A 19,414-nucleotide genomic window follows, 5' to 3' on the forward strand; every position below is an offset into this window, starting at 1 on the left:
TTTTACTTCTCCTTGTCCCCTAAGAGCCGATGTATTTCGCTCTTCAGAATCTCTGTTGGCTTATAGATTTGAGCTGCACGACTAAGTTTGTTCAAGTCTGCCCAGTCATCTCTAGCCAACAACTCATCAAAGGCGCGTCCAATCGCTTCCGTATCCTCTCGTTTAGCAGTCAAGGCAATCCCTGCCTCTAATCCACGAACTGCATAGTCATACTGATCATAGTCATGGGGGAGAATCAAGGCAGGCTTACCATAGATGATACACTGGTAAAAAATACCTGCACCACCATGATGAATCACATAATCCATCTGAGGAATGTACTCCTTATAGGGAAGATAGGATACCACAGAAACATTGTCCATGACCTCCTCACATTGGAAGTCTTGTCCGCCAAACCCCAGAGTCACAAAGAAGTGGCAATCTGGATGCGCTTTAGCCAATTGTTGTGTCTGATAGAGGAGATTGTCTTTGGCCCATGCTAGCTGAGTGCCACAGGAGACAAGGACCTTCTTATAACCTGCATAAGGAGACAAATCGAGGGGATAATTTTCTGCCCTCTCAATCGAAGAGCCAAAAGGTCCAACCCAAAGGTAGTGCTCTGGAAAATCACTTTTCAGCTCCAACTCTTTCATCCCAATTCCCAAGATGGAATAGGGTGAATAGATGGTTTCCTGACCTTTCTGATTGTAAAGCTTAAAATCGTAACGTTTCAATCGTTCTCTCAATAAAAAGCTTACGATTCGTTTCCCTAAACGAGTCCCTTTTCTTCCTAGCCATTGCAGAGCAGATTGGAAAGATGTTTTTGGACTGCCCATTCCTCCAAAGAAACAAGGCGGTCCATCTGTCGTTTCAATGGCAAACTGTGTCGCCATCGTGGTAATCCAGGGAATATTCAACTGTTCCGCTACAAGTCCTCCAGAGAGGGTTATAAAGTCCGCAATCACAATATCCGGTCTATTTTCCTGCCACTCTTGCACTAATTGATCTGAAACCACATTGATCAAATCAAGACTAGCTGACAACTGTCGATAAGCAGAAAAAAGGTTTAACTGCCCGTCATTGTTAGCTACACGCTCAAACTCATCTACACAATTTTCTAAAATGGGAATCACCCGGAATCCCATCTCCTCTGCTACAGTTTTTCGTTGTGGTCCTGTAAATAATCGAATCTCATACAAGGGATCCTTCAACAAGGGTGCAAGTAAATTCAGTGTTGGGAAGAGATGCCCACTTAAGGGCACTACAACCACATCAATTTTGATTTTTCTCATATGTCTAGGATAGCAAATTTTTAAAAAAAGAACTACCAAAATGATAGTTCTTTCCAATATTATTTATATTTTGAAGAATAAGTCGCTTCCACTCTACTTGATTTTTAGAAGAGTTCTTTGTAGAGAGCAATGGTTTCTTCTAAAGTTGGCATAAATGGATTGCCTGGCGCACATGCATCGATCAAAGCATTCTTAGAAAGGTAGTCAAAGTCAAAGTCTTTTTCTTGGATACCGAGTTCAGTGAGTTTCTTCGGAATACCAACAGTTTCAGAAAGTTTCTCAATCTCAGCGATAGCATAGTCAGCACATTCTTGGTCTGTTTTCCCTTCCACATGGAGTCCCAAGGCCTTGGCTACATTGCGAAAAGCTTCTGGTACACGCTTGGCATTTTCACGTTCTACAACTGGGAGAAGCATGGCACAGCAGACACCATGTGGCAAGTTATATACTGCACCAAGTTGGTGAGCCATAGAATGAACATAACCCAAACCAGCATTGTTAAAGCTCATACCACCGAGGAAGATGGCATTGACCATCGCCTCACGCGCTTCAATATCTTGGCCATTTGCCACAGCACGAGGGAGGTACTCCTTAATGAGTTCAATCGCTCCGATAGAGAGTTTCTTGGTCACATTATAAGCACCTGGTGTTACCAAGGCCTCGACAGCGTGAGTAAGAGCATCCATGCCTGTCGCCGCTGTCAATCCTTTCGGTTTTGAAAGCATGAGTTCTGGATCATTGACAGAGATGAGAGCGAGGCTGTTCTTATCAACCATTACCATCTTGACCTTGCGCTCTTCATCAGTAATAACATAGTTAATGGTAATTTCTGCAGAAGTTCCAGCTGTTGTATTGATTGCAACCACTGGCAAGCCTTTTTTAGCAGACTTGTGGAGACCTTCGTAGTCCTGTGGTTTTCCACCATTTGTAGCGATGATAGAGATACAACTAGCCGCATCCTGTGGAGACCCACCACCAAGACTGATGATGAAGTCACATCCATGATCTATCAGGGTAGCCACTCCGTCTGTGACGTTCTTGCAAGTCGGATTTGGCTCCACATCGCTAAAGATCACATATTCGATTCCTTCAGCATCTAAGGGTTTTAGGACCTTAGGTAAAATATCACTTCCTTCGATGAACTTATCTGTCACCAAAAGAGTCTTCTTATACCCTAGTTCCTTGATATACGGACCTACCTCATTTACAACACCTTTACCAATAAGGTTAACTGCCGGAACGTAAAATGTAGCCATATGTTTTTCCTCCTGCGCCTTTGCGCTATTTGATTATTTCCCTTAAGTATACGACCTTACCCTTCATTTTACAAATATTTGTAAGCGCTTTAAATAAAAAAACGGTAAAGAACCACTGGTCACGTTTTTAAACAAAAAAGCTCCAAAAAGATGGATTTCATCTCATTGGAACTTCTACTTAATCATTATTGCTTAGTTAATATCACTCGGTCAGATGCCTCTCGGTCCATATCATCAATTATCATTTGATTACCATTAACCGCGTAAATTTTAACATCATCTCCGATAATGACACGTTGATTTTCTGGCTCAAAGGTGACTTGCTTAATTTCCTTATCTCCATCTGGCTCGACCTCAGTCCATGTACCAGTTTTACCTGTTACAACAAGAGTGATTTGGTCATTCTCATCTTTTCCAGTATAGGTACCATCGATATTCGTAGGTTGAGCTACAGTAGTGTCCTGACTTGAGGATGCCTGTGGTTGACTAGCACTTGTAGCAGTGCTAGAAGATGATTCTTGTTGAGTAGATGATTGCTGAGCAGATTGCTGGGTAGGGGCTTGTGCCTTAGGTCCACAAGCTGCTAAAAGACTAAGAATTGCTAAAGAAGCAATAGAAAGTGTGAATGTTTTCGTTTTCATAGCGATTTCCTTTCTTTTGTGCCAATGTTTTGCTGGAATCGTTTTCGATTTTTCCTCCCCCCCAGTATAGCAACTTAGGTCTAGAAGGTCAACTAATCTCACGCTTTCCCACCAAACCCGCTCGCACTTCCGAGATAAAGTAAAGGGAGCCCGTCACGAAAAGCAGGTCCTGATCATTAGCATTTTCTTCAAATTCGCTGATAAAATCACGATAAGAGTCAACCAGTTTATAACCAGAAACATCGCTTTCTTCTAAAGAGCCTTGGTAATCAAAGCCAGTCACCTTGACTTCCGCCTCTGGCAAAGCATCTGTTAAATAACCTAGCATCCCTTGATAATCCTTACGTTTAAGGGCGCCAAAAAGGATTTGAACTTGGAAGCCTTGCTGGATTTTTTCCTGAATAAACTCAACTAAACGACTTAAAGCTGGAAGATTGTGAGCCCCGTCTAGGTAGATATGCGGACGAATCCGTTCCAATCGACCGGCCCAGTGGGTCTCTTTCAAGGCCTGTCTGACAAGCTCTTCTTCGACACCTTCCTCTCTTGACGCCATAAACAGAAGAAAAGTTTGTAAAGCCAAGGAAACATTTTCTTGCTGATAGGCACCTTCCAACCCGATTTCAAGCCGTGAAAAACTTGCTAGCTTACTTGAAAAATTCCCCGCATTTAAGGTGAAGTCTTGCCCGGTTTGATAAAGGTCTACGTCTAACTCTCTCGCTTTACTTTGGCAGACAAGCTCTGCTTCTGGAGAAAGCTTAGCAATGACCGCCTTCTTGCCAGACTTGAAAATACCAGCTTTCTGATCTGCTATTTCCTCCAAACTATCGCCCAAGGTCTCCTGATGATCTAGACCAATAGAGGTAATAACTGCAATCTCCCCTGTTACGACATTAGTGGTGTCAAGAAGACCACCAATCCCCACTTCTAGAAGAACTAGATCCACTTCCTGCTCTTTAAAGTAAAGCAAGGCAATCAGGGTCAACAACTCAAAGAAAGACAAGTGGTCATGTGTTTCTAAAAGAGTTTTCTCCATCTCTTTGACTCGGTTAGCTATACGGATAAAGTCTTCATCTGCAATCGGTTGTCCATTGATACAGATTCGATCATGGATACTAATGATATGAGGAGAGGTAAAAGTACCAACTTGTTTACCATGGACGACAAACAACTCCCTCATAAAGGCAATAGTCGACCCCTTACCGTTAGTCCCTGTTACATGGATAATGGGATAAGTCTTCTCAGGATTTCCCAGCAAATCCACAGCTCGCTGCATTCGTCCAAGACCAGATCTAAAGTTTAAACCAATCCGACTATGAAGCCATTCTTCTACTTCAAACATACATATCTCCTTAACAAAAGTCCAATCAACTACCTCATCAAAGTATGATTACAAATAAAAGCGAGGTCGGGACTAAAATCCCGACCTCTTACCTGATTAGCTAATCACTAGCTACTATGAATTTCAACGTGGGCTAAAAATAACCACTGGACTTACTAGTTCTCTCTTATTTCAAGGAACTGGGGTAAAAATATCCTCAGGACGTTCCTGCGTTTCTAATTTCTAGCACTGGGCTAAAAACGTCCCCCCGGACGTTTTTACTCCTCCATAAAGCTGTTGAAGACTTCTTCAATCATGTTCCATTCGTCTTCTGAGTCTTCTGGAATTGGTTGTAATTCGCCTTCTGTTCCATCTTCATTTTCAGTGAATGAGTAGGCTTGGATTTCAACTTGCCCGTCTTCGTCTTCTTCCGCGTTAACTGGCACTAGAAGAACATAGTTTTTACCAAATTCTTCTTTCCCGTCAATGGTCAAAAGAATTTCAAACAAGGTTTCATTTCCTTGCTCGTCTACTAGTGTAATCAATTCACGTTCTTCGTGGTCATGGTTGTGATCGTGTGACATAGTTTCTCCTCTGTCTTAAAATTTTCTATCTAAATAATTTTGCAAAATTAGCTGAGCAGCCAACTTATCAATAACTTTCTTGCGTTTGTTACGACTGATATCTGCTTGTTCAATCAACATACGCTCCGCAGCGACCGTTGTCAAACGCTCATCCTGATAGTCTACTGGCAAACCAAAGAGTTCTTCTAGCTTGGCACCATAGGCTTGACTGGCTTCTACTCGCGGACCGCTGGTATTGTTCATGTTTTTAGGCAGACCTACTACAAAGCGTTCCACCTTATAGCTGTCAACCAATTCCTTGATACGGTCAAAACCAAACTGGCCCTGATCCTCATTAATCTGGATGATTTCAAGGCCTTGAGCAGTGAAGCCTAGGGGATCGCTAATGGCAACACCCACTGTTTTTGAACCAACGTCCAATCCCATAATTCTCATAGATTATAGATCGACTCCTTGTCCTTTAAGGTAGTAGCGTACCAATTCTTCAACAATTTCATCACGCTCATACTTACGGATTTGATTTCGTGCATTGTTGTAACGAGGAACATAGGCAGGGTCTCCACTCAATACATAACCGACGATTTGATTTATCGGATTATAACCCTTTTCATTCAAAGAAGCATAGACATCTGTCAACGTCTCGCTAATCTCTTTCTTATTGGAATCATCCAATTTAAACCGTACAGTTTCTTCAGTAAATCCCATTCTAACACCCTCTTTCCTTAGAATAGTACTATTATAGCACATTCCCTAACGTTCTACAAATAAGTCAGTCTATTAATTTGGATTTTCTATTGTTCTGTCGCCCCATTTGCCACTCTATCTGCAATATATTGGCTAGGTTCGTTTTTTAAGAGATTTTCAAGACCGATATTTTTTAAATATTCCATCTGAGATGCCTTTTTGACATCCAATACTTGAAAATCATAAGTCGTTGTAGTCTGGATTTCTGTCTCACTGAGTAGCTTGGTTTCCAGTGTAAATCCTGCCAGTTTGCGCGCCTCTTGGATAGTCTTATCCTTTTCTTCTGCTTCAAGAAGCGCTTTTTGCGTTTCCTCTAGGCCATTTTCAGAGATAAAGGTCTTGAGTTCATCCCCGACAGGTCGTTTTTGCTGGATGGTCAAGGTCAAAAACTGACTGCCTTTATAAGTAATGGTCTGAATCTGTTGCGTCCCATTTTCTGACTTCGGCATCAGCAAGGTCTTGGTGACAACCGTATTCTTTTCGGCATTGTCCAAAACGGGAAGGTTGGATTGGAGAGGTTCAGATGCTGTTGTGGAAGCAACAGGAGTTTCCTTTTTTTGCCCACATCCCGCAAGCAAAAAGAGGAGAGCAAAACTAGCAATTAGTAACTTTTTCATAATTCCTCACATGATTTTAAAACAAAAGGGCAAACAAGGCCAGGAGTCACTCCCAGCCTTGATGTTTTATAGAGCTGCACGTAGACGTGCTTCTGCATTTTCTACATTACGGACAGAGCGTGGCAAGAAGGCACGGATATCATCTTCTTTATAGCCGACTTGTAGGCGCTTCTCGTCAACGAGAATCGGACTCTTTAAGATCCGTGGTGTTTCCATGATTAAGTTGAGCACTTCATTGACACTCAAATCCTCGATGTCAACTCCAAGTGCCTTAGCGTAGCGGTTTTTTGACGAAACGATACTGGCAATTCCATTATCTGTTTTCGTGAGAATATCTAATAACTCTTCTCTTGTAATTCCTTCTTTACCGAGATTTTGTTCTTTATAACTTAACTGGTGGGCATTGAGCCAGGTTTTCGCTTTTTTACAGCTAGTACAACTTGAGACTGTATAAATTTTGATCATGTACCTACCCCTTTCGCTACATGTTACTATCAGTTTAGTCTATTATACCATAAAAAACATCCGACTTGCGACCTATTTTTAAAAAAAATTAACTTTTTTCGCGATTTTCGTACTTTTTTCTTGACAAAATCAATTTATAACCAACTTTTAAATTTTTTGATATACAATCGTTTTACAACTGTAACACTTATCATATAGAGAACGATAATCAAAAGCAAAAAGAGGAAATAAATTGGTTCCAAAGGGGTTAAATGAAGCAGGCTAGCAATTGAAGAGTAGGGAAGGAAGGTCACAAAACTAGCTGCTAGCAAGGTTGTCCCAAGAACAAACCATGATGGACGACTTTGTAAGAAAGGAAGTTTTGCTGAACGGAGCATATGGATAACCATGGTTTGGGACCACATGGATTCAATGAACCAACCTGTCTGGAACAAAATAATAAAGCCCGTTGCAGACTCTGCTCCGTGAGCATAGGCTTGACCTGTCGCCATTGGGACAATGACAAAATAGAGTAAGATAAAGGTCAAAATATCAAAGGCAGAAGAAATCGGACCCATCCAAATCATAAAGCGAGTAATAGACTTAGCTTCCCACTTATGAGGATGTTTCAAAAAGTCTTCATCTACATTATCAAATGGCAAGGCGATGCAAGAAAGGTCGTAGACAAGGTTTAACACAATCAAGTGAATCGGAGCCATAGGAAGGAAAGGTAAAAAGATACCAGACACTAACAGAGAGAAAATGTTCCCGAAATTAGAGCTGACCGTCATCTTGATATATTTGGTCATATTAGCGTAGACCTTACGCCCTTCAACCAGCCCTTTTTCAAGCACCATCAAATCCTTATCTAGCAAAATGACATCAGCCGTTTCTTTGGCAATATCTACTGCTGTATCAACAGAAATCCCCACATCGGCCACTTTCATAGAAGGGGCATCATTGATCCCATCTCCCATATAGCCGACACAATGTCCATTCGATTTGATTTGTAAAATGATTCGTGCTTTTTGATCCGGAGAGAGTTTGGCAAAGACAGTCACCATCTGAACTGCTTGAGCCAACTCTTCGTCCGACATGGCGTCAATATCAGAACCCAACAAGATTTGATCAACGTCTAAACCAACTTTTTCGCATACTGCTTGGGTTACCTTCTCATTATCCCCAGTCAAGATCTTGGTTTGAACACCATACTCTAATAAAGCTTGGATAGCAGGGGCTGCAGATGGTTTTGGTGGATCTAGGAAGGCAAGATATCCTGTTAGAATCATCTCCTTTTCATCTTCAACAGAGTAAGCAAAACCTTCCTTTAAGCCTGTTTTATAAGCGACTCCCAAGACTCGTAAGCCCTGTTGATTGAGTTGGTCCACTTCTTTTAAGATTTCCACTCGGATATCATCCGTCAGAGGGCTAATCTGACCTTGATATTCCACATGGGTTGAAATCGCAAGCATTTCCTCTAGGGCACCCTTGGTTACCAAACTAACAGCTTCGTTTTCATCCTGGACGATGACACTCATCCGTCTGCGTTCAAAATCAAAGGGCAATTCATCTATTTTTTGAAAGCTAGTATCCAAATTTTGTAGAATAGCGTGTTCTTTAGCTTCTTTTTCAGTTCTACTGATAATGGCTCGGTCCATCAAGTTTTTCAAACCGGTTTGAAAGTAGGAATTGAGGTAGGCTCGTCTCAACACAGATAAATCCAAAGCCCCATGTATATCCAAAGGATATTCAAGGACAATTTCGTCTTGGGTAAGTGTTCCGGTTTTATCCGTACACAGGATATCAATAGCACCTAGATCTTGTATGGCATTGAGTTTTTTGATAACGACTTTTTCCTTGGCCATGATAATGGAGCCTTTTGCTAGACTGGCCGTGATGATCATGGGAAGCATCTCAGGTGTAAGCCCGACACCCACGCTCAAAGCAAATACGCCAGCCTCTAACCAATCTCCATCCGTCAAACCATTGGAAAGAAATACGATGGGAACCATGACCAACATCAAACGGATTAAAAGCCAGGAGATACTGTTCATATCCCGTTCGAAAGAGGTAGGCTCGTCATAAGTATTGAGAGTCTGCTCTATTTTCCCCATCATGGTGTCATCACCAACTGCTAGAATCAAAGCCTTGGCACTTCCTGATATCACGTTGGTTCCCATAAAGGCGAGCGCTTCTGCTTCTAGCAGACTATCAAAATTTGACTGACTCATTTTTGACAAAGCCAATTTTTCAACCGAATCACTTTCACCCGTCAAGCCAGACTGTTGAACAAAGAAATCACGTGATTCAATCAAAAGGAGGTCTGCTGGAATCATATCCCCAGCACTCAATTTGACTATATCTCCAACGACCAAATCTTCAATTGCGATCTCTAAACTCTGACCTTCGCGAATAACCGTAGCTGTATTCACAATCATTTTTGAAAGATTGGTCGCAGCTTTGTCACTCCGCAATTCTTGGACAAAGCGTATGCCACCAGAGATTAGAACGAGAACGACGATGATGATAGAGGTCGTCGGGTCTTCTTGCCCAGGCTTCGCCAACCAGACGTTGGTCACCATGGAGATCATAGCGATGACCAGGAGGATGATTGTAAATGGATTGATAATAGATTCGTAAATCTTTTTGAGGATACTGTCTTCTTGACCCTTGGTGATGGTGTTTTCACCATATAAATCACGATTCTTTTCTATCTGTTCCTCAGTTAAGCCTGTTAGACTTGTCTTATAAAAAGATAGAGTTTCGTTTAAAGGTGTATGAATAGCTGCTACTAATCTTTCTTTTGTAGTTTTCATTGGTTTCTCCTATCTGTATGAATGATGTGTTTCATACACAGAGACCAATCACTTTATAAGGGCAGAACGACACAAATCAGCGATTGGCTGTGTATGTGCGGTTCTGGGTGGTCGTCAATTTGCATCGTCTGTCTCCTTTCCCTGTTCTAAAACAGTAGAAAATCCTGCCATAAAATGGCAGGATTAAAAAACTAATTATCTGTTTTTCGTTCAAGCTTTAACTCCATAGGGCAATGAAATGAGCTTAGTTTTGGCCTTCGCGACCAGGACTGTTGACCAACGAGTAGTGTCTCCACTGCTTTGCGGTAGTCATCCGTATCCCTATGGTAGCCTCACCTACCGTTTTCGTCTATCAGTATAAACCTTTAAAATATAAAAGTCAACGATTTATCTCATTTTTTAGATAACAATCAATTCTTTTGGAGCAAGTGTCAATAACTCACAACCGTTATCTGTAATCAGGATATCATCTTCAATACGAACCCCGTATTTACCTTCAATATAAATGCCCGGTTCATCAGTCAAGACCATACCAGATTTAATGGCTTCTTTCGAAGTTTGGTTAAAGTAGGGTTCTTCGTGGATGTCCAGTCCGATACCGTGTCCAATACCGTGAGTAAAGTAGTCACCATAGCCTGCCTCGATGATAATATCACGAGGGATTTTGTCAAAGTCACGGAAACCTAGACCTGCCTTAGCTTGGTCAATCAGAGCTTGGTTGGCTTTCAAAACTGTGTTGTAGATTTCTGCTTGCTCGTCACTGACATGACCGAGGTAGATGGTCCGTGTCATATCACTGACATAGTGGTCGTAGAGACAGCCGAAGTCCATGGTGATGGCTTCTCCCGCTTCAACCGGTTTGTGCATTGGATGGGCATGGGGCTTAGAAGAGTTGATACCACTGGCTAGAATGGTATCAAAAGACAAGCCTGCCGCTCCTAGCTCCCGCATGCGGAAGTCAAGGAAGTTGGCAATTTCAATCTCAGTCTTTCCAGGTTTGATAAAGTCAAGTGCATCGCGGAAAGCTTGGTCTGAGATGGAACATGCCTTGCGAATAGTCGCAATCTCCGCTTCATCCTTAATCATACGAAGCGCTTCAACAAACTGAGTCTGCGGAAGCAAGTCGATTCCTGTAAAAGCAGCCTGCATACGGTGGTAATAAGAGACCGAAATCTCGTCTTCAAAACCGATTCGAGACAAGCCCATATCCTTAACAATGCCTGCAATGACAGCCAATTCATCACGGTCAGCCACAATCTCAAAACCTGTTACTTCTTGCTTAGCTGCAATGATATAGCGAGAGTCTGTCACCAAGACCTGACGGTCACGGCTGATGAAGACTGTTCCGTTTGAGCCCCAAAAACCAGTCAAGTAGTAAACATTTTTAAGGTTGTTGATGATGATGCCATCTAGTTCTTTTTCTTGCATTTTAGCTAGAAATGCTTGTACACGTTTATTCATGATGTAACTTTCCTTTCAAATAGTGTCCGGTGTAGCTGGCTTCGTTGGCCGCTACTTCTTCTGGGGTTCCTGTTGCGATGATGGTTCCACCACCGACACCGCCCTCAGGTCCTAGGTCAATAATATGGTCTGCTGTCTTGATAACATCTAGATTGTGCTCGATAACAAGGACGGTATTGCCATCGTCGACAAAGCGAGCCAAGACTTTAAGCAAGCGAGCAATATCCTCGGTATGAAGCCCTGTCGTCGGCTCATCCAGAATGTAGAAAGATTTTCCTGTCGATCGTTTATGGAGTTCGCTAGCCAACTTCATACGCTGAGCTTCTCCCCCAGAAAGAGTGGTAGCTGGTTGCCCTAGCGTTACATAGCCCAGCCCCACATCCTTGATGGTCTGAAGTTTGCGTTGAATTTTTGGAATATGTTGGAAGAATTCCACCGCATCGTTGACGGTCATGTCCAAGACCTGCGAGATATTCTTTTCCTTGTAGTGGACTTCTAGGGTTTCACTGTTGTAGCGAGTCCCGTGGCAGACTTCACAAGCCACGTAAACATCAGGCAAAAAGTGCATCTCGATCTTGATAATCCCGTCACCCGAACAGGCTTCGCAACGACCACCCTTGACGTTGAAACTGAAACGCCCCTTTTTGTAACCACGAATCTTAGCCTCATTTGTCTGGGCAAAAAGGTCACGTATATCGTCAAAGACCCCCGTATAGGTAGCCGGGTTGGACCTCGGCGTTCGTCCGATAGGGCTCTGGTCAATGTCGATCAAGCGGTCTACATGCTCAATCCCTGTAATCGTCTTAAATTTACCAGGTTTGTCTGAATTACGGTTAAGTTTTTGAGCAATGGCTTTTTTGAGGATACTGTTGATTAAGGTCGATTTCCCTGAACCTGACACCCCCGTCACTGCAATGAATTTTCCTAGTGGGAAGCGAGCGGTGATATTTTGCAAGTTGTTCTCACGCGCTCCCGTCACCTCGATAAAGCGACCATTTCCGGCACGGCGCTCTTCTGGTACTGGAATGGCACGTTTACCTGACAAGTACTGGCCTGTAATAGACTTACTGTTACGGGCCACCTGCTTGGGTGTTCCTGCAGCAACAATCTCGCCACCAAAAACACCGGCACCTGGACCAACGTCAATCAGGTAATCCGCCTCGCGCATGGTATCTTCATCGTGTTCCACCACGATGAGAGTATTGCCCAAGTCACGCATCTTTTTCAGACTAGCAATCAGGCGGTCATTATCCCTCTGGTGGAGACCAATCGACGGCTCATCCAGGATATAAAGGACACCTGATAGGTTGGACCCAATCTGGGTTGCTAAGCGAATACGCTGGCTCTCCCCGCCTGAAAGGGTTCCTGCCGAACGTGACAGGGTCAGATAGTTGAGCCCAACGTTATTGAGGAAGGTCAAACGGTCCTTAATTTCCTTGAGAATGGGACGAGCAATGATGGCTTCGTTTTCAGAAAGAGTCAACTGGCTGACCAACTCCAAGTGATCGGCGATTGAGAGGTCTGAAATCTCTCCGATATGTGGTCCTTGCTCCCCACCCACACGGACAGACAAGGCCTGGTCATTGAGACGGTAGCCGTGACAAGTCCCGCAGGTCAGTTCATTCATATAGAGACGCATCTGGGTGCGAGTATAGTCACTATTGGTTTCATGGTAACGACGCTTGATATTATTGACAACTCCCTCAAAAGGAATGTCAATATCCCGCACACCACCAAATTCATTCTCATAGTGGAAATGGAATTCCTTGCCATCTGAACCATAGAGAATCAAGTCCTTATCCGCTTCTGACAGGTCCTCAAAAGGCCTGTCCATATCCACACCAAAGGCTGTCATGGCTTGTTCCAACATGTTTGGATAGTAGTTAGAGGAAATAGGATTCCAAGGTGCTAGCGCCCCTTCACGAAGTGTCTTGCTGGTATCTGGCACTACCAAATCAGTATCCACTTCCAGCTTGATTCCCAAACCATCACACTCACTACAAGAACCAAAAGGCGCATTGAAGGAGAAGAGACGAGGCTCTAACTCTGGTACAGTAAAGCCACAGACCGGACAGGCATAGTGCTCAGAAAAGAGCAACTCAAAGTCGTCCATGGTATCGATAATCACATAACCTTCTGCGATACGAAGGGCCGCCTCAACGGAGTCGAAGAGACGGCTGCGGATGCCCTCCTTGATGACAATACGGTCGACCACAACATCGATATTGTGTTGCTTGCTCTTGGACAGCTCTGGAACTTCGGTCACATCATAGACCTCCCCATCTACTCGGACGCGGACATAGCCATCTTTCTGAACCTTTTCAATGACGCTCTTATGTTGCCCTTTTTTCTTACGAATGACCGGAGCTAAGATTTGCAGGCGCTGGCGTTCTGGCAATTCTAAGACCTTATCCACGATTTGCTCTACAGAAGAAGCCTTGATAGCCCCATGCCCGTTGATACAGTAAGGCGTCCCCACACGCGCATAGAGGAGACGCAGATAGTCATTGATTTCAGTCGTAGTTCCCACCGTCGAGCGAGGATTTTTACTAGTCGTTTTCTGGTCGATAGAAATAGCTGGGCTGAGACCATCAATGGCATCCACATCAGGCTTCTCCATATTCCCCAAGAATTGACGAGCATAGGCTGACAAACTCTCCACATAGCGACGTTGTCCCTCCGCATAGAGGGTATCAAAGGCCAGACTGGATTTCCCCGAACCCGACAAACCGGTCACGACAACCAACTTATCTCGCGGAATCTCCACATCGATATTTTTTAAGTTATGGGCACGTGCCCCATGAATCACAATTTTATCTTGCATCTTTGTTCTTTCTAGTCCATTATTGCTTTCCATTATACCAAAAAATGTGAAATTCTATTACCCAAAAAGCTGTTTTTATAGTATAATAGTACGGTGCAAAAAATGAATCACTGAATAGTAGGAAAGGATAGGGGATATGAAACAAGTTTTTCTCTCAACAACAACTGAATTTAAAGAGATCGACACGCTTGAACCGGGTACTTGGATCAACCTCGTCAATCCTACACAAAATGAATCATTGGAAATTGCTAATGCCTTTGACATTGATATTGCCGACCTTCGAGCACCACTCGATGCGGAAGAAATGTCCCGTATTACCATCGAAGACGAGTATACTTTGATCATCGTGGACGTCCCCATCACAGAGGAGAGAAACAATCGTACCTACTACGTTACGATTCCGCTAGGGATTATCATCACCGAGGAAACCATTATCACTACCTGCTTGGAGTCCCTCCCAGTTCTCGATGTCTTCATCAACCGCAAACTGCGTAACTTCTACACTTTCATGCGGTCACGCTTTATCTTTCAACTCCTTTATCGCAATGCTGAGCTTTACCTGACTGCCCTTCGTTCGATTGACCGTAAGAGTGAACAAATCGAAAGTCAACTTCACAAGTCTACTCGAAACGAAGAGCTAATCGAGCTCATGGAATTGGAAAAGACCATCGTCTATTTCAAGGCCTCACTTAAAACAAATGAGCGCGTGATTAAGAAATTGACTAGCGCAACTAGCAATATCAAGAAATACCTAGAAGACGAAGACCTGCTCGAGGATACCCTGATCGAAACCCAACAGGCCATCGAGATGGCAGATATCTATGGAAACGTCCTTCACTCTATGACAGAGACCTTTGCCTCTATCATTTCCAACAACCAGAACAACATCATGAAAACTCTGGCTCTCGTGACCATCGTCATGTCTGTCCCAACCATGATTTTCTCAGCCTACGGGATGAACTTTAAAGATAATGAAATCCCTTTGAACGGTGAGCCACATGCCTTCTGGTTAATCGTCTTTATCGCCTTTGCTATGAGTGTCTCGCTCACTCTCTATCTCATCCATAAAAAATGGTTCTAAGAGGAATCCCTATGTCTCAGATTGATTTACAAAAATTAACTAAGAAAAACCAAGAGTTTATCCACATCGCTACCCAACAATTCATCAAAGATGGTAAAACAGACGCTGAAATCAAGGCTGTCTTTGAGGAAGTCATTCCTAAAATCCTTGAAGAACAAGCCAAAGGAACGACTGCTCGCTCCCTCTACGGGGCTCCAACCCACTGGGCTCATAGCTTTACAGTTAAGGAACAGTACGAAAAAGAGCATCCAAAAGAAAATGATGATCCAAAACTCATGATTATGGACTCAGCCCTTTTTATCACCAGTCTCTTTGCACTGGTTAGCGCTCTGACCAACTTTTTCTCTACAGACCAGGCTATTGGCTATGGTTTGATTACCCTCTTGTTGGTTGGACTTGTCGGAGGGGTGGCCTTCTACTTGATGTACTACTTTGTCTACCAGTATTATGGACCAGACACAGATCGTAGCCAGCGCCCTCCTTTCTGGAAATCAATCCTCGTCATCCTCGCTGCTATGCTTCTCTGGTTGGCTGTCTTCTTCGCAACAAGCTTCCTACCAGCCAACCTCAATCCAATCCTTGCTCCACTGCCTTTGGCTATCCTGGGAGCAGCCCTTCTCGCCCTTCACTTCTATCTCAAGAAACGTTTCAATATCCGAAGTGCAAGCGCGGGCCCATCACGTTATTAAGAAAAGTGAAAAGCTATGGCATATAGTCAATCCTTAGCTCAGCAGATTCGAAAAATCCTAGCACTCAAACTTCCTCCCCAAATTTTCGAAGAAGAGCTAGAAGAAAAGAAGCTGTTTGGTGGTCTTGCCTTTATGATTCGTGGGAAAATGGTCCTTACAGTCAGTTCCAGAAAGGACGAGCTGGTTATGGTGAGAATTGGCAAAGAAATAGAAAAGCAAGTTCTACCCCGAACAGGAGCTCATACTACATTGATGAGAGGGAGACCTTATCATGGCTATATAGACCTAGATATAGAAGGTCAAAAAGAACTTCCTTACTGGATTGATTTAGCTCTCTCCTATAATCAAGAGTTGACCAAGTAACTCATATCTAGCGAGATTAGAAAAACGAAAAGCAACTGCATAGGCGGTTGCTTTTTCACTTGCTTTCTTAAGATCCAACAGAACTTCTGAGTCTCATTCTTGTAGTTTTCTCTCATCTTTTGTGATAAAATAGGCTCATACTCAATGAAAATCAAAGAGCAAACTAGGAAGCTAGCCGCAGGCTGTACTTGAGTACGGCAAGGCAAAGCTGACGTGGTTTGAATTTGATTTTCGAAGAGTATCAATCTATTTCTAGGAGGATGAGATATAGTTTCTACTATTGGTATCGTGAGCTTGTCTAGTGGCATTATCGGAGAAGACTTTGTCAAACACGAAGTGGAGCTAGGTGTCCAGCGTCTCAAGGATCTGGGACTCAACCCTATCTTTTTGCCTCATTCGCAAAAAGGATTAGACTTTATCAAGGACCATCCTGAGGCGCGTGCAGAGGATTTGATGCAGGCCTTTTCGGACGATAGCATCGACATGATCCTCTGCGCCATCGGTGGAGATGATACCTATCGCTTGCTACCTTATCTTTTTGAAAATGACCAACTACAAAAAGTTATCAAACAAAAGATTTTTCTTGGTTTCTCGGATACCACTATGAACCACCTTATGTTGCATAAACTAGGGATCAAGACTTTTTATGGGCAATCCTTTCTAGCAGACATTTGTGAATTAGACAAGGAGATGTTGCCCTATAGTCTCCACTACTTTAAAGAAGTGATCAAGACTGGAAAAATCTCAGAAATCCGTCCTAGCGACGTTTGGTATGAGGAACGGACTGACTTTAGTCCTAAGGCCCTGGGAACAGCTCGTGTCAGTCAGGTAAATACAGGTTTTGACTTGTTGCAAGGAAATGCTCAGTTTGAGGGAGAAATTCTCGGTGGTTGCCTTGAATCTCTCTATGATATCTTTGACAATTCTCGATACGCAGACAGCACGGTCCTCTGCCAAAAGTACAAACTCTTCCCTGACTTATCCGACTGGGAAGGAAAGATTCTCTTGTTAGAAACAAGCGAAGAGAAGCCTGAGCCGGATAACTTCAAAAAGATGATGCAGACTTTGAAAGAAACAGGGATATTCGAGGTCATCAGTGGACTCTTGGTCGGAAAGCCAATGGATGAAACCTTCTATGACGACTATAAAGAGGCTTTAATGGACACCATTGACAGCAATATCCCGATTGTTTATAATCTGAATGTTGGCCATACTACACCAAGAGCTATTGTGCCCTTCGGCGTCCATGCTTATGTGGATGCACAGGATCAAGTCATTCGCTTTGACTATAACAAAAAATAAACAATTTCTCCATTTTTGTGCTTTGGTATTGATTTTCGTTACAATTTGTGTCTGAATTTATTGCATTTTGCTTATTTCTATGATATCTTTTTAAAGGAGGTATATATGACTAAACAAAAAATAAATCAAATTGTCGGTTCAATCGGGGCCTTTATCGGGATTATTGTATTTATCGCCTACATCCCACAAATTTTTGCCAATTTACAAGGCAACAAAGCTCAACCATTCCAGCCTTTATCCGCAGCAGTATCTTGTTTAATTTGGGTTATTTACGGATGGACAAAAGAACCTAAGAAGGATTGGATACTAATTATTCCAAACTCAGCCGGCGTTGTCTTAGGTGGACTGACATTTCTTACTGCACTATAAAAATTACTAGCATATAATCAAAAAGCTGAGAGGAATTTCTCAGCTTTTTTCTATATTCTCAGATAGTTAGACGCTTGGACTCACTAACTTCCGCTTTTCCACTCACAATCATTCTCATGGTCGTCAACCAGACCTGCTGCTTGTAGAAAAGCCAAAACCGCAACTGGACCTGTGAATTTGAAACCACGTTTTTTGAGATCCTTGGATATTTTCTCAGATAAAGACGTTTTAGCTGGGGCTAGGTGATAGTCAGGGACATCATTGATGATGGTTTTCCCCTCAACAAAAGACCAGAGATAGCTATCAAAAGAACCATGCACCTTCTGAACTTGTAGAAATGCTTGGGCGTTGGCACGCGTAGCAAAGAGCTTGGCACGATTTCGGATGATGGCTGGATTATCTAACAGGGCTTCCAACTCCCCATCCGCCATCTCTGCGACACGTTGGGCTTGGTAGTTGTGAAATACTTCTCGGAAAGCTTGGCGTTTGTTTAGTACCGTTTCCCAAGACAGACCAGCCTGATAAGTCTCCATACACAACAACTCAAACAATGCTTGGTCATCATGGAGGGGCTGGCCCCACTCCTCATCATGATAGGCGATGTAGAGCGGATTGGTCATCTTGACCCACGAACAACGTTTTGTCATGATCTGCTCCTATTTGACCAACATTTTAAGGGCCGACTTGATATAGTTCTCAGCTGTATCTGTCGTTCCTTCAAAGAATTTCTTGATTTTCTTGAGCTCGGTTGCCTTGTAGCCCAGCGCCAACATAGCTTCCATAGCTTCTTCCAGTTCTTGGTTTTCAGCACTTGCTTGCACTGCCACCTTAGCAGGAAGGTCATCACTAGCCACAACTACCTTGCCTTCCAAGTCCAGCACCATCTGCTGGGCTGTTTTCTTGCCAATTTTAGGGAACTTAGTCAAGTAGGTGATGTTCTTGCTCTCAATCGCTTGAACCAAGCCAGCATTGTCATCGACAGCGATAATAGCAAGAGCTGACACCGGACCAATCCCTGAGACCGAGATCAGACTAAGAAAGAGTTTCTTCTCATCTTCTGAGCGGAAACCATAGAGCAGATGAGCATCCTCTCGAACAACTTGGTGCACATAAATTTGAGTTTCTTGATTGACCTGACCTGAGTAAGCATAGGGATTAGCTACATGCAGGATATAACCGATACCGTTGGTTTCAAGAACAATGTATTTAGCAGTAATTTTGGTAATGATTCCTTTTAAATATTCGTACATAGTTTTCCTTTTCTCTTATTTCGTTTATCTAGTATATCATATTTTCTTTATCCGAGGAGTGAGAATCGACTATCACAAATACAGTATATCAAAAATAATTTATGCTTATCTATTGACATATTGAAAATTAAGTACTATAATCATTTGTAATTGAATAACTATCTTCAGGGCAGGGTGCAATTCCCTACCGGTGGTATAGCCCACGAGCCGAAAGGCATGATTTGGTGAAATTCCAAAGCCGACAGTATAGTCTGGATGAAAGAAGATAAAAGTATATTTGTGCTTTTTGCGTGCTCTGAAATGATTACTTGTCATTTCAGAGCATTTTTGTTAATCGCATAAGTTTTCTTTTGTATGCCTTGAATAGTCCCCTATTCAAGGTAT

The 19,414-nt window shown here is 42.9% G+C and carries 19 protein-coding genes and 2 riboswitches; of the genes, 5 read left to right on the forward strand and 14 right to left on the reverse strand.

The genetic code is table 11. The annotated features are described in order from the left end of the window. Positions 1 to 2: 2 nt before the first annotated feature. The 12 genes from M9H69_RS09030 to uvrA form a co-directional block, all read right to left on the reverse strand. Positions 3 to 1,271 (reverse strand): glycosyltransferase, encoded by a 1,269-nt coding sequence (locus tag M9H69_RS09030; protein ID WP_250315440.1) that lies wholly within the window; start codon positions 1,269 to 1,271, stop codon positions 3 to 5. Positions 1,272 to 1,375: 104 nt separating this feature from the next. Next, a complete protein-coding gene (locus M9H69_RS09035; RefSeq protein ID WP_250315441.1) occupies positions 1,376 to 2,527 on the reverse strand; it encodes an iron-containing alcohol dehydrogenase in 1,152 nt (383 codons plus the stop codon). Between the two features lie 185 nt (positions 2,528 to 2,712). Continuing rightward, positions 2,713 to 3,168: an SP_0198 family lipoprotein gene (locus M9H69_RS09040; RefSeq protein WP_250315442.1), complete on the reverse strand. Its 456-nt coding sequence runs from the start codon at positions 3,166 to 3,168 to the stop codon at positions 2,713 to 2,715. Positions 3,169 to 3,256: 88 nt separating this feature from the next. Further along, on the reverse strand, positions 3,257 to 4,507 hold the full coding sequence (locus M9H69_RS09045) for a bifunctional folylpolyglutamate synthase/dihydrofolate synthase (RefSeq protein ID WP_250315443.1): 1,251 nt from the start codon (positions 4,505 to 4,507) through the stop codon (positions 3,257 to 3,259). Between the two features lie 257 nt (positions 4,508 to 4,764). Beyond that, complete coding sequence (locus M9H69_RS09050) at positions 4,765 to 5,070, reverse strand: DUF1292 domain-containing protein (protein WP_000017622.1); 306 nt, start codon at positions 5,068 to 5,070, stop codon at positions 4,765 to 4,767. 15 nt (positions 5,071 to 5,085) lie between these two features. Beyond that, positions 5,086 to 5,505, reverse strand: coding sequence for a Holliday junction resolvase RuvX (ruvX, locus tag M9H69_RS09055; RefSeq protein WP_002876031.1), 420 nt, complete (start codon positions 5,503 to 5,505; stop codon positions 5,086 to 5,088). Positions 5,506 to 5,508: 3 nt separating this feature from the next. Further along, positions 5,509 to 5,775 carry an IreB family regulatory phosphoprotein gene (locus tag M9H69_RS09060; protein ID WP_000507060.1) on the reverse strand — a complete coding sequence of 89 codons (267 nt, stop codon included), beginning with the start codon at positions 5,773 to 5,775 and terminating at the stop codon, positions 5,509 to 5,511. Positions 5,776 to 5,861: 86 nt separating this feature from the next. Continuing rightward, positions 5,862 to 6,431 carry an SP0191 family lipoprotein gene (locus M9H69_RS09065; protein ID WP_250315444.1) on the reverse strand — a complete coding sequence of 190 codons (570 nt, stop codon included), beginning with the start codon at positions 6,429 to 6,431 and terminating at the stop codon, positions 5,862 to 5,864. 66 nt (positions 6,432 to 6,497) lie between these two features. Next, positions 6,498 to 6,896 carry a transcriptional regulator Spx gene (gene spx / locus M9H69_RS09070; protein WP_000591165.1) on the reverse strand — a complete coding sequence of 133 codons (399 nt, stop codon included), beginning with the start codon at positions 6,894 to 6,896 and terminating at the stop codon, positions 6,498 to 6,500. 134 nt (positions 6,897 to 7,030) lie between these two features. After that, positions 7,031 to 9,691: a magnesium-translocating P-type ATPase gene (mgtA, locus tag M9H69_RS09075; RefSeq protein ID WP_250315445.1), complete on the reverse strand. Its 2,661-nt coding sequence runs from the start codon at positions 9,689 to 9,691 to the stop codon at positions 7,031 to 7,033. 195 nt (positions 9,692 to 9,886) lie between these two features. Beyond that, positions 9,887 to 10,037: riboswitch (M-box (ykoK) riboswitch) on the reverse strand. A 53-nt stretch (positions 10,038 to 10,090) separates the two neighbouring features. Beyond that, complete coding sequence (locus tag M9H69_RS09080; protein ID WP_250315446.1) at positions 10,091 to 11,152, reverse strand: M24 family metallopeptidase; 1,062 nt, start codon at positions 11,150 to 11,152, stop codon at positions 10,091 to 10,093. After that, a complete protein-coding gene (uvrA, locus tag M9H69_RS09085; protein WP_250315447.1) occupies positions 11,145 to 13,976 on the reverse strand; it encodes an excinuclease ABC subunit UvrA in 2,832 nt (943 codons plus the stop codon). Before uvrA ends, M9H69_RS09080 begins: the two co-directional genes overlap by 8 nt. A 136-nt stretch (positions 13,977 to 14,112) precedes the next feature. Here uvrA and M9H69_RS09090 point away from each other — a divergent pair, with 136 nt between their 5' ends. The 5 genes from M9H69_RS09090 to M9H69_RS09110 all read left to right on the forward strand — a co-directional run bounded on the left by M9H69_RS09090 (position 14,113) and on the right by M9H69_RS09110 (position 17,780). Further along, on the forward strand, positions 14,113 to 15,057 hold the full coding sequence (locus tag M9H69_RS09090) for a magnesium transporter CorA family protein (RefSeq protein WP_000815618.1): 945 nt from the start codon (positions 14,113 to 14,115) through the stop codon (positions 15,055 to 15,057). Positions 15,058 to 15,068: 11 nt separating this feature from the next. Next, positions 15,069 to 15,746 carry a DUF1129 domain-containing protein gene (locus M9H69_RS09095; protein ID WP_250315448.1) on the forward strand — a complete coding sequence of 226 codons (678 nt, stop codon included), beginning with the start codon at positions 15,069 to 15,071 and terminating at the stop codon, positions 15,744 to 15,746. 15 nt (positions 15,747 to 15,761) lie between these two features. Then, positions 15,762 to 16,109 carry a TfoX/Sxy family protein gene (locus M9H69_RS09100; RefSeq protein ID WP_000331822.1) on the forward strand — a complete coding sequence of 116 codons (348 nt, stop codon included), beginning with the start codon at positions 15,762 to 15,764 and terminating at the stop codon, positions 16,107 to 16,109. Between the two features lie 267 nt (positions 16,110 to 16,376). Further along, entirely contained in the window at positions 16,377 to 17,411 is a 1,035-nt protein-coding gene (locus tag M9H69_RS09105) for a S66 family peptidase (RefSeq protein WP_250316179.1), read from the forward strand. Between the two features lie 105 nt (positions 17,412 to 17,516). Beyond that, positions 17,517 to 17,780: a SemiSWEET family transporter gene (locus M9H69_RS09110; RefSeq protein WP_000166112.1), complete on the forward strand. Its 264-nt coding sequence runs from the start codon at positions 17,517 to 17,519 to the stop codon at positions 17,778 to 17,780. A gap of 83 nt (positions 17,781 to 17,863) precedes the next feature. Here M9H69_RS09110 and M9H69_RS09115 read toward each other — a convergent pair whose 3' ends face one another. Both M9H69_RS09115 and ruvA read right to left on the reverse strand, forming a co-directional pair. Next, the gene (locus M9H69_RS09115; RefSeq protein WP_250315449.1) at positions 17,864 to 18,427 is read right to left on the reverse strand and encodes a DNA-3-methyladenine glycosylase I; all 564 of its coding nucleotides are present in this window, start codon (positions 18,425 to 18,427) and stop codon (positions 17,864 to 17,866) included. Between the two features lie 9 nt (positions 18,428 to 18,436). Next, positions 18,437 to 19,030, reverse strand: coding sequence for a Holliday junction branch migration protein RuvA (gene ruvA, locus M9H69_RS09120; protein WP_250315450.1), 594 nt, complete (start codon positions 19,028 to 19,030; stop codon positions 18,437 to 18,439). Positions 19,031 to 19,186: 156 nt separating this feature from the next. Next, positions 19,187 to 19,301: riboswitch (FMN riboswitch) on the forward strand. Positions 19,302 to 19,414 lie beyond the last annotated feature (113 nt).

This window comes from Streptococcus oralis, assembly GCF_023611505.1.
Lineage (GTDB): Bacteria > Bacillota > Bacilli > Lactobacillales > Streptococcaceae > Streptococcus > Streptococcus oralis_CT.

Excerpts from the sequence above, each read along its gene's own strand:
- M9H69_RS09030 (WP_250315440.1), bottom strand. The coding sequence starts at position 1,271 with ATGAGAAAAATCAAAATTGATGTGGTTGTAGTGCCCTTAAGTGGGCAT.
- M9H69_RS09035 (WP_250315441.1), bottom strand. The coding sequence starts at position 2,527 with ATGGCTACATTTTACGTTCCGGCAGTTAACCTTATTGGTAAAGGTGTT.
- M9H69_RS09040 (WP_250315442.1), bottom strand. The coding sequence starts at position 3,168 with ATGAAAACGAAAACATTCACACTTTCTATTGCTTCTTTAGCAATTCTT.
- M9H69_RS09045 (WP_250315443.1), bottom strand. The coding sequence starts at position 4,507 with ATGTTTGAAGTAGAAGAATGGCTTCATAGTCGGATTGGTTTAAACTTT.
- M9H69_RS09050 (WP_000017622.1), bottom strand. The coding sequence starts at position 5,070 with ATGTCACACGATCACAACCATGACCACGAAGAACGTGAATTGATTACA.
- ruvX (WP_002876031.1), bottom strand. The coding sequence starts at position 5,505 with ATGAGAATTATGGGATTGGACGTTGGTTCAAAAACAGTGGGTGTTGCC.
- M9H69_RS09060 (WP_000507060.1), bottom strand. The coding sequence starts at position 5,775 with ATGGGATTTACTGAAGAAACTGTACGGTTTAAATTGGATGATTCCAAT.
- M9H69_RS09065 (WP_250315444.1), bottom strand. The coding sequence starts at position 6,431 with ATGAAAAAGTTACTAATTGCTAGTTTTGCTCTCCTCTTTTTGCTTGCG.
- spx (WP_000591165.1), bottom strand. The coding sequence starts at position 6,896 with ATGATCAAAATTTATACAGTCTCAAGTTGTACTAGCTGTAAAAAAGCG.
- mgtA (WP_250315445.1), bottom strand. The coding sequence starts at position 9,691 with ATGAAAACTACAAAAGAAAGATTAGTAGCAGCTATTCATACACCTTTA.
- M9H69_RS09080 (WP_250315446.1), bottom strand. The coding sequence starts at position 11,152 with ATGAATAAACGTGTACAAGCATTTCTAGCTAAAATGCAAGAAAAAGAA.
- uvrA (WP_250315447.1), bottom strand. The coding sequence starts at position 13,976 with ATGCAAGATAAAATTGTGATTCATGGGGCACGTGCCCATAACTTAAAA.
- M9H69_RS09090 (WP_000815618.1), top strand. The coding sequence starts at position 14,113 with ATGAAACAAGTTTTTCTCTCAACAACAACTGAATTTAAAGAGATCGAC.
- M9H69_RS09095 (WP_250315448.1), top strand. The coding sequence starts at position 15,069 with ATGTCTCAGATTGATTTACAAAAATTAACTAAGAAAAACCAAGAGTTT.
- M9H69_RS09100 (WP_000331822.1), top strand. The coding sequence starts at position 15,762 with ATGGCATATAGTCAATCCTTAGCTCAGCAGATTCGAAAAATCCTAGCA.
- M9H69_RS09110 (WP_000166112.1), top strand. The coding sequence starts at position 17,517 with ATGACTAAACAAAAAATAAATCAAATTGTCGGTTCAATCGGGGCCTTT.
- M9H69_RS09115 (WP_250315449.1), bottom strand. The coding sequence starts at position 18,427 with ATGACAAAACGTTGTTCGTGGGTCAAGATGACCAATCCGCTCTACATC.
- ruvA (WP_250315450.1), bottom strand. The coding sequence starts at position 19,030 with ATGTACGAATATTTAAAAGGAATCATTACCAAAATTACTGCTAAATAC.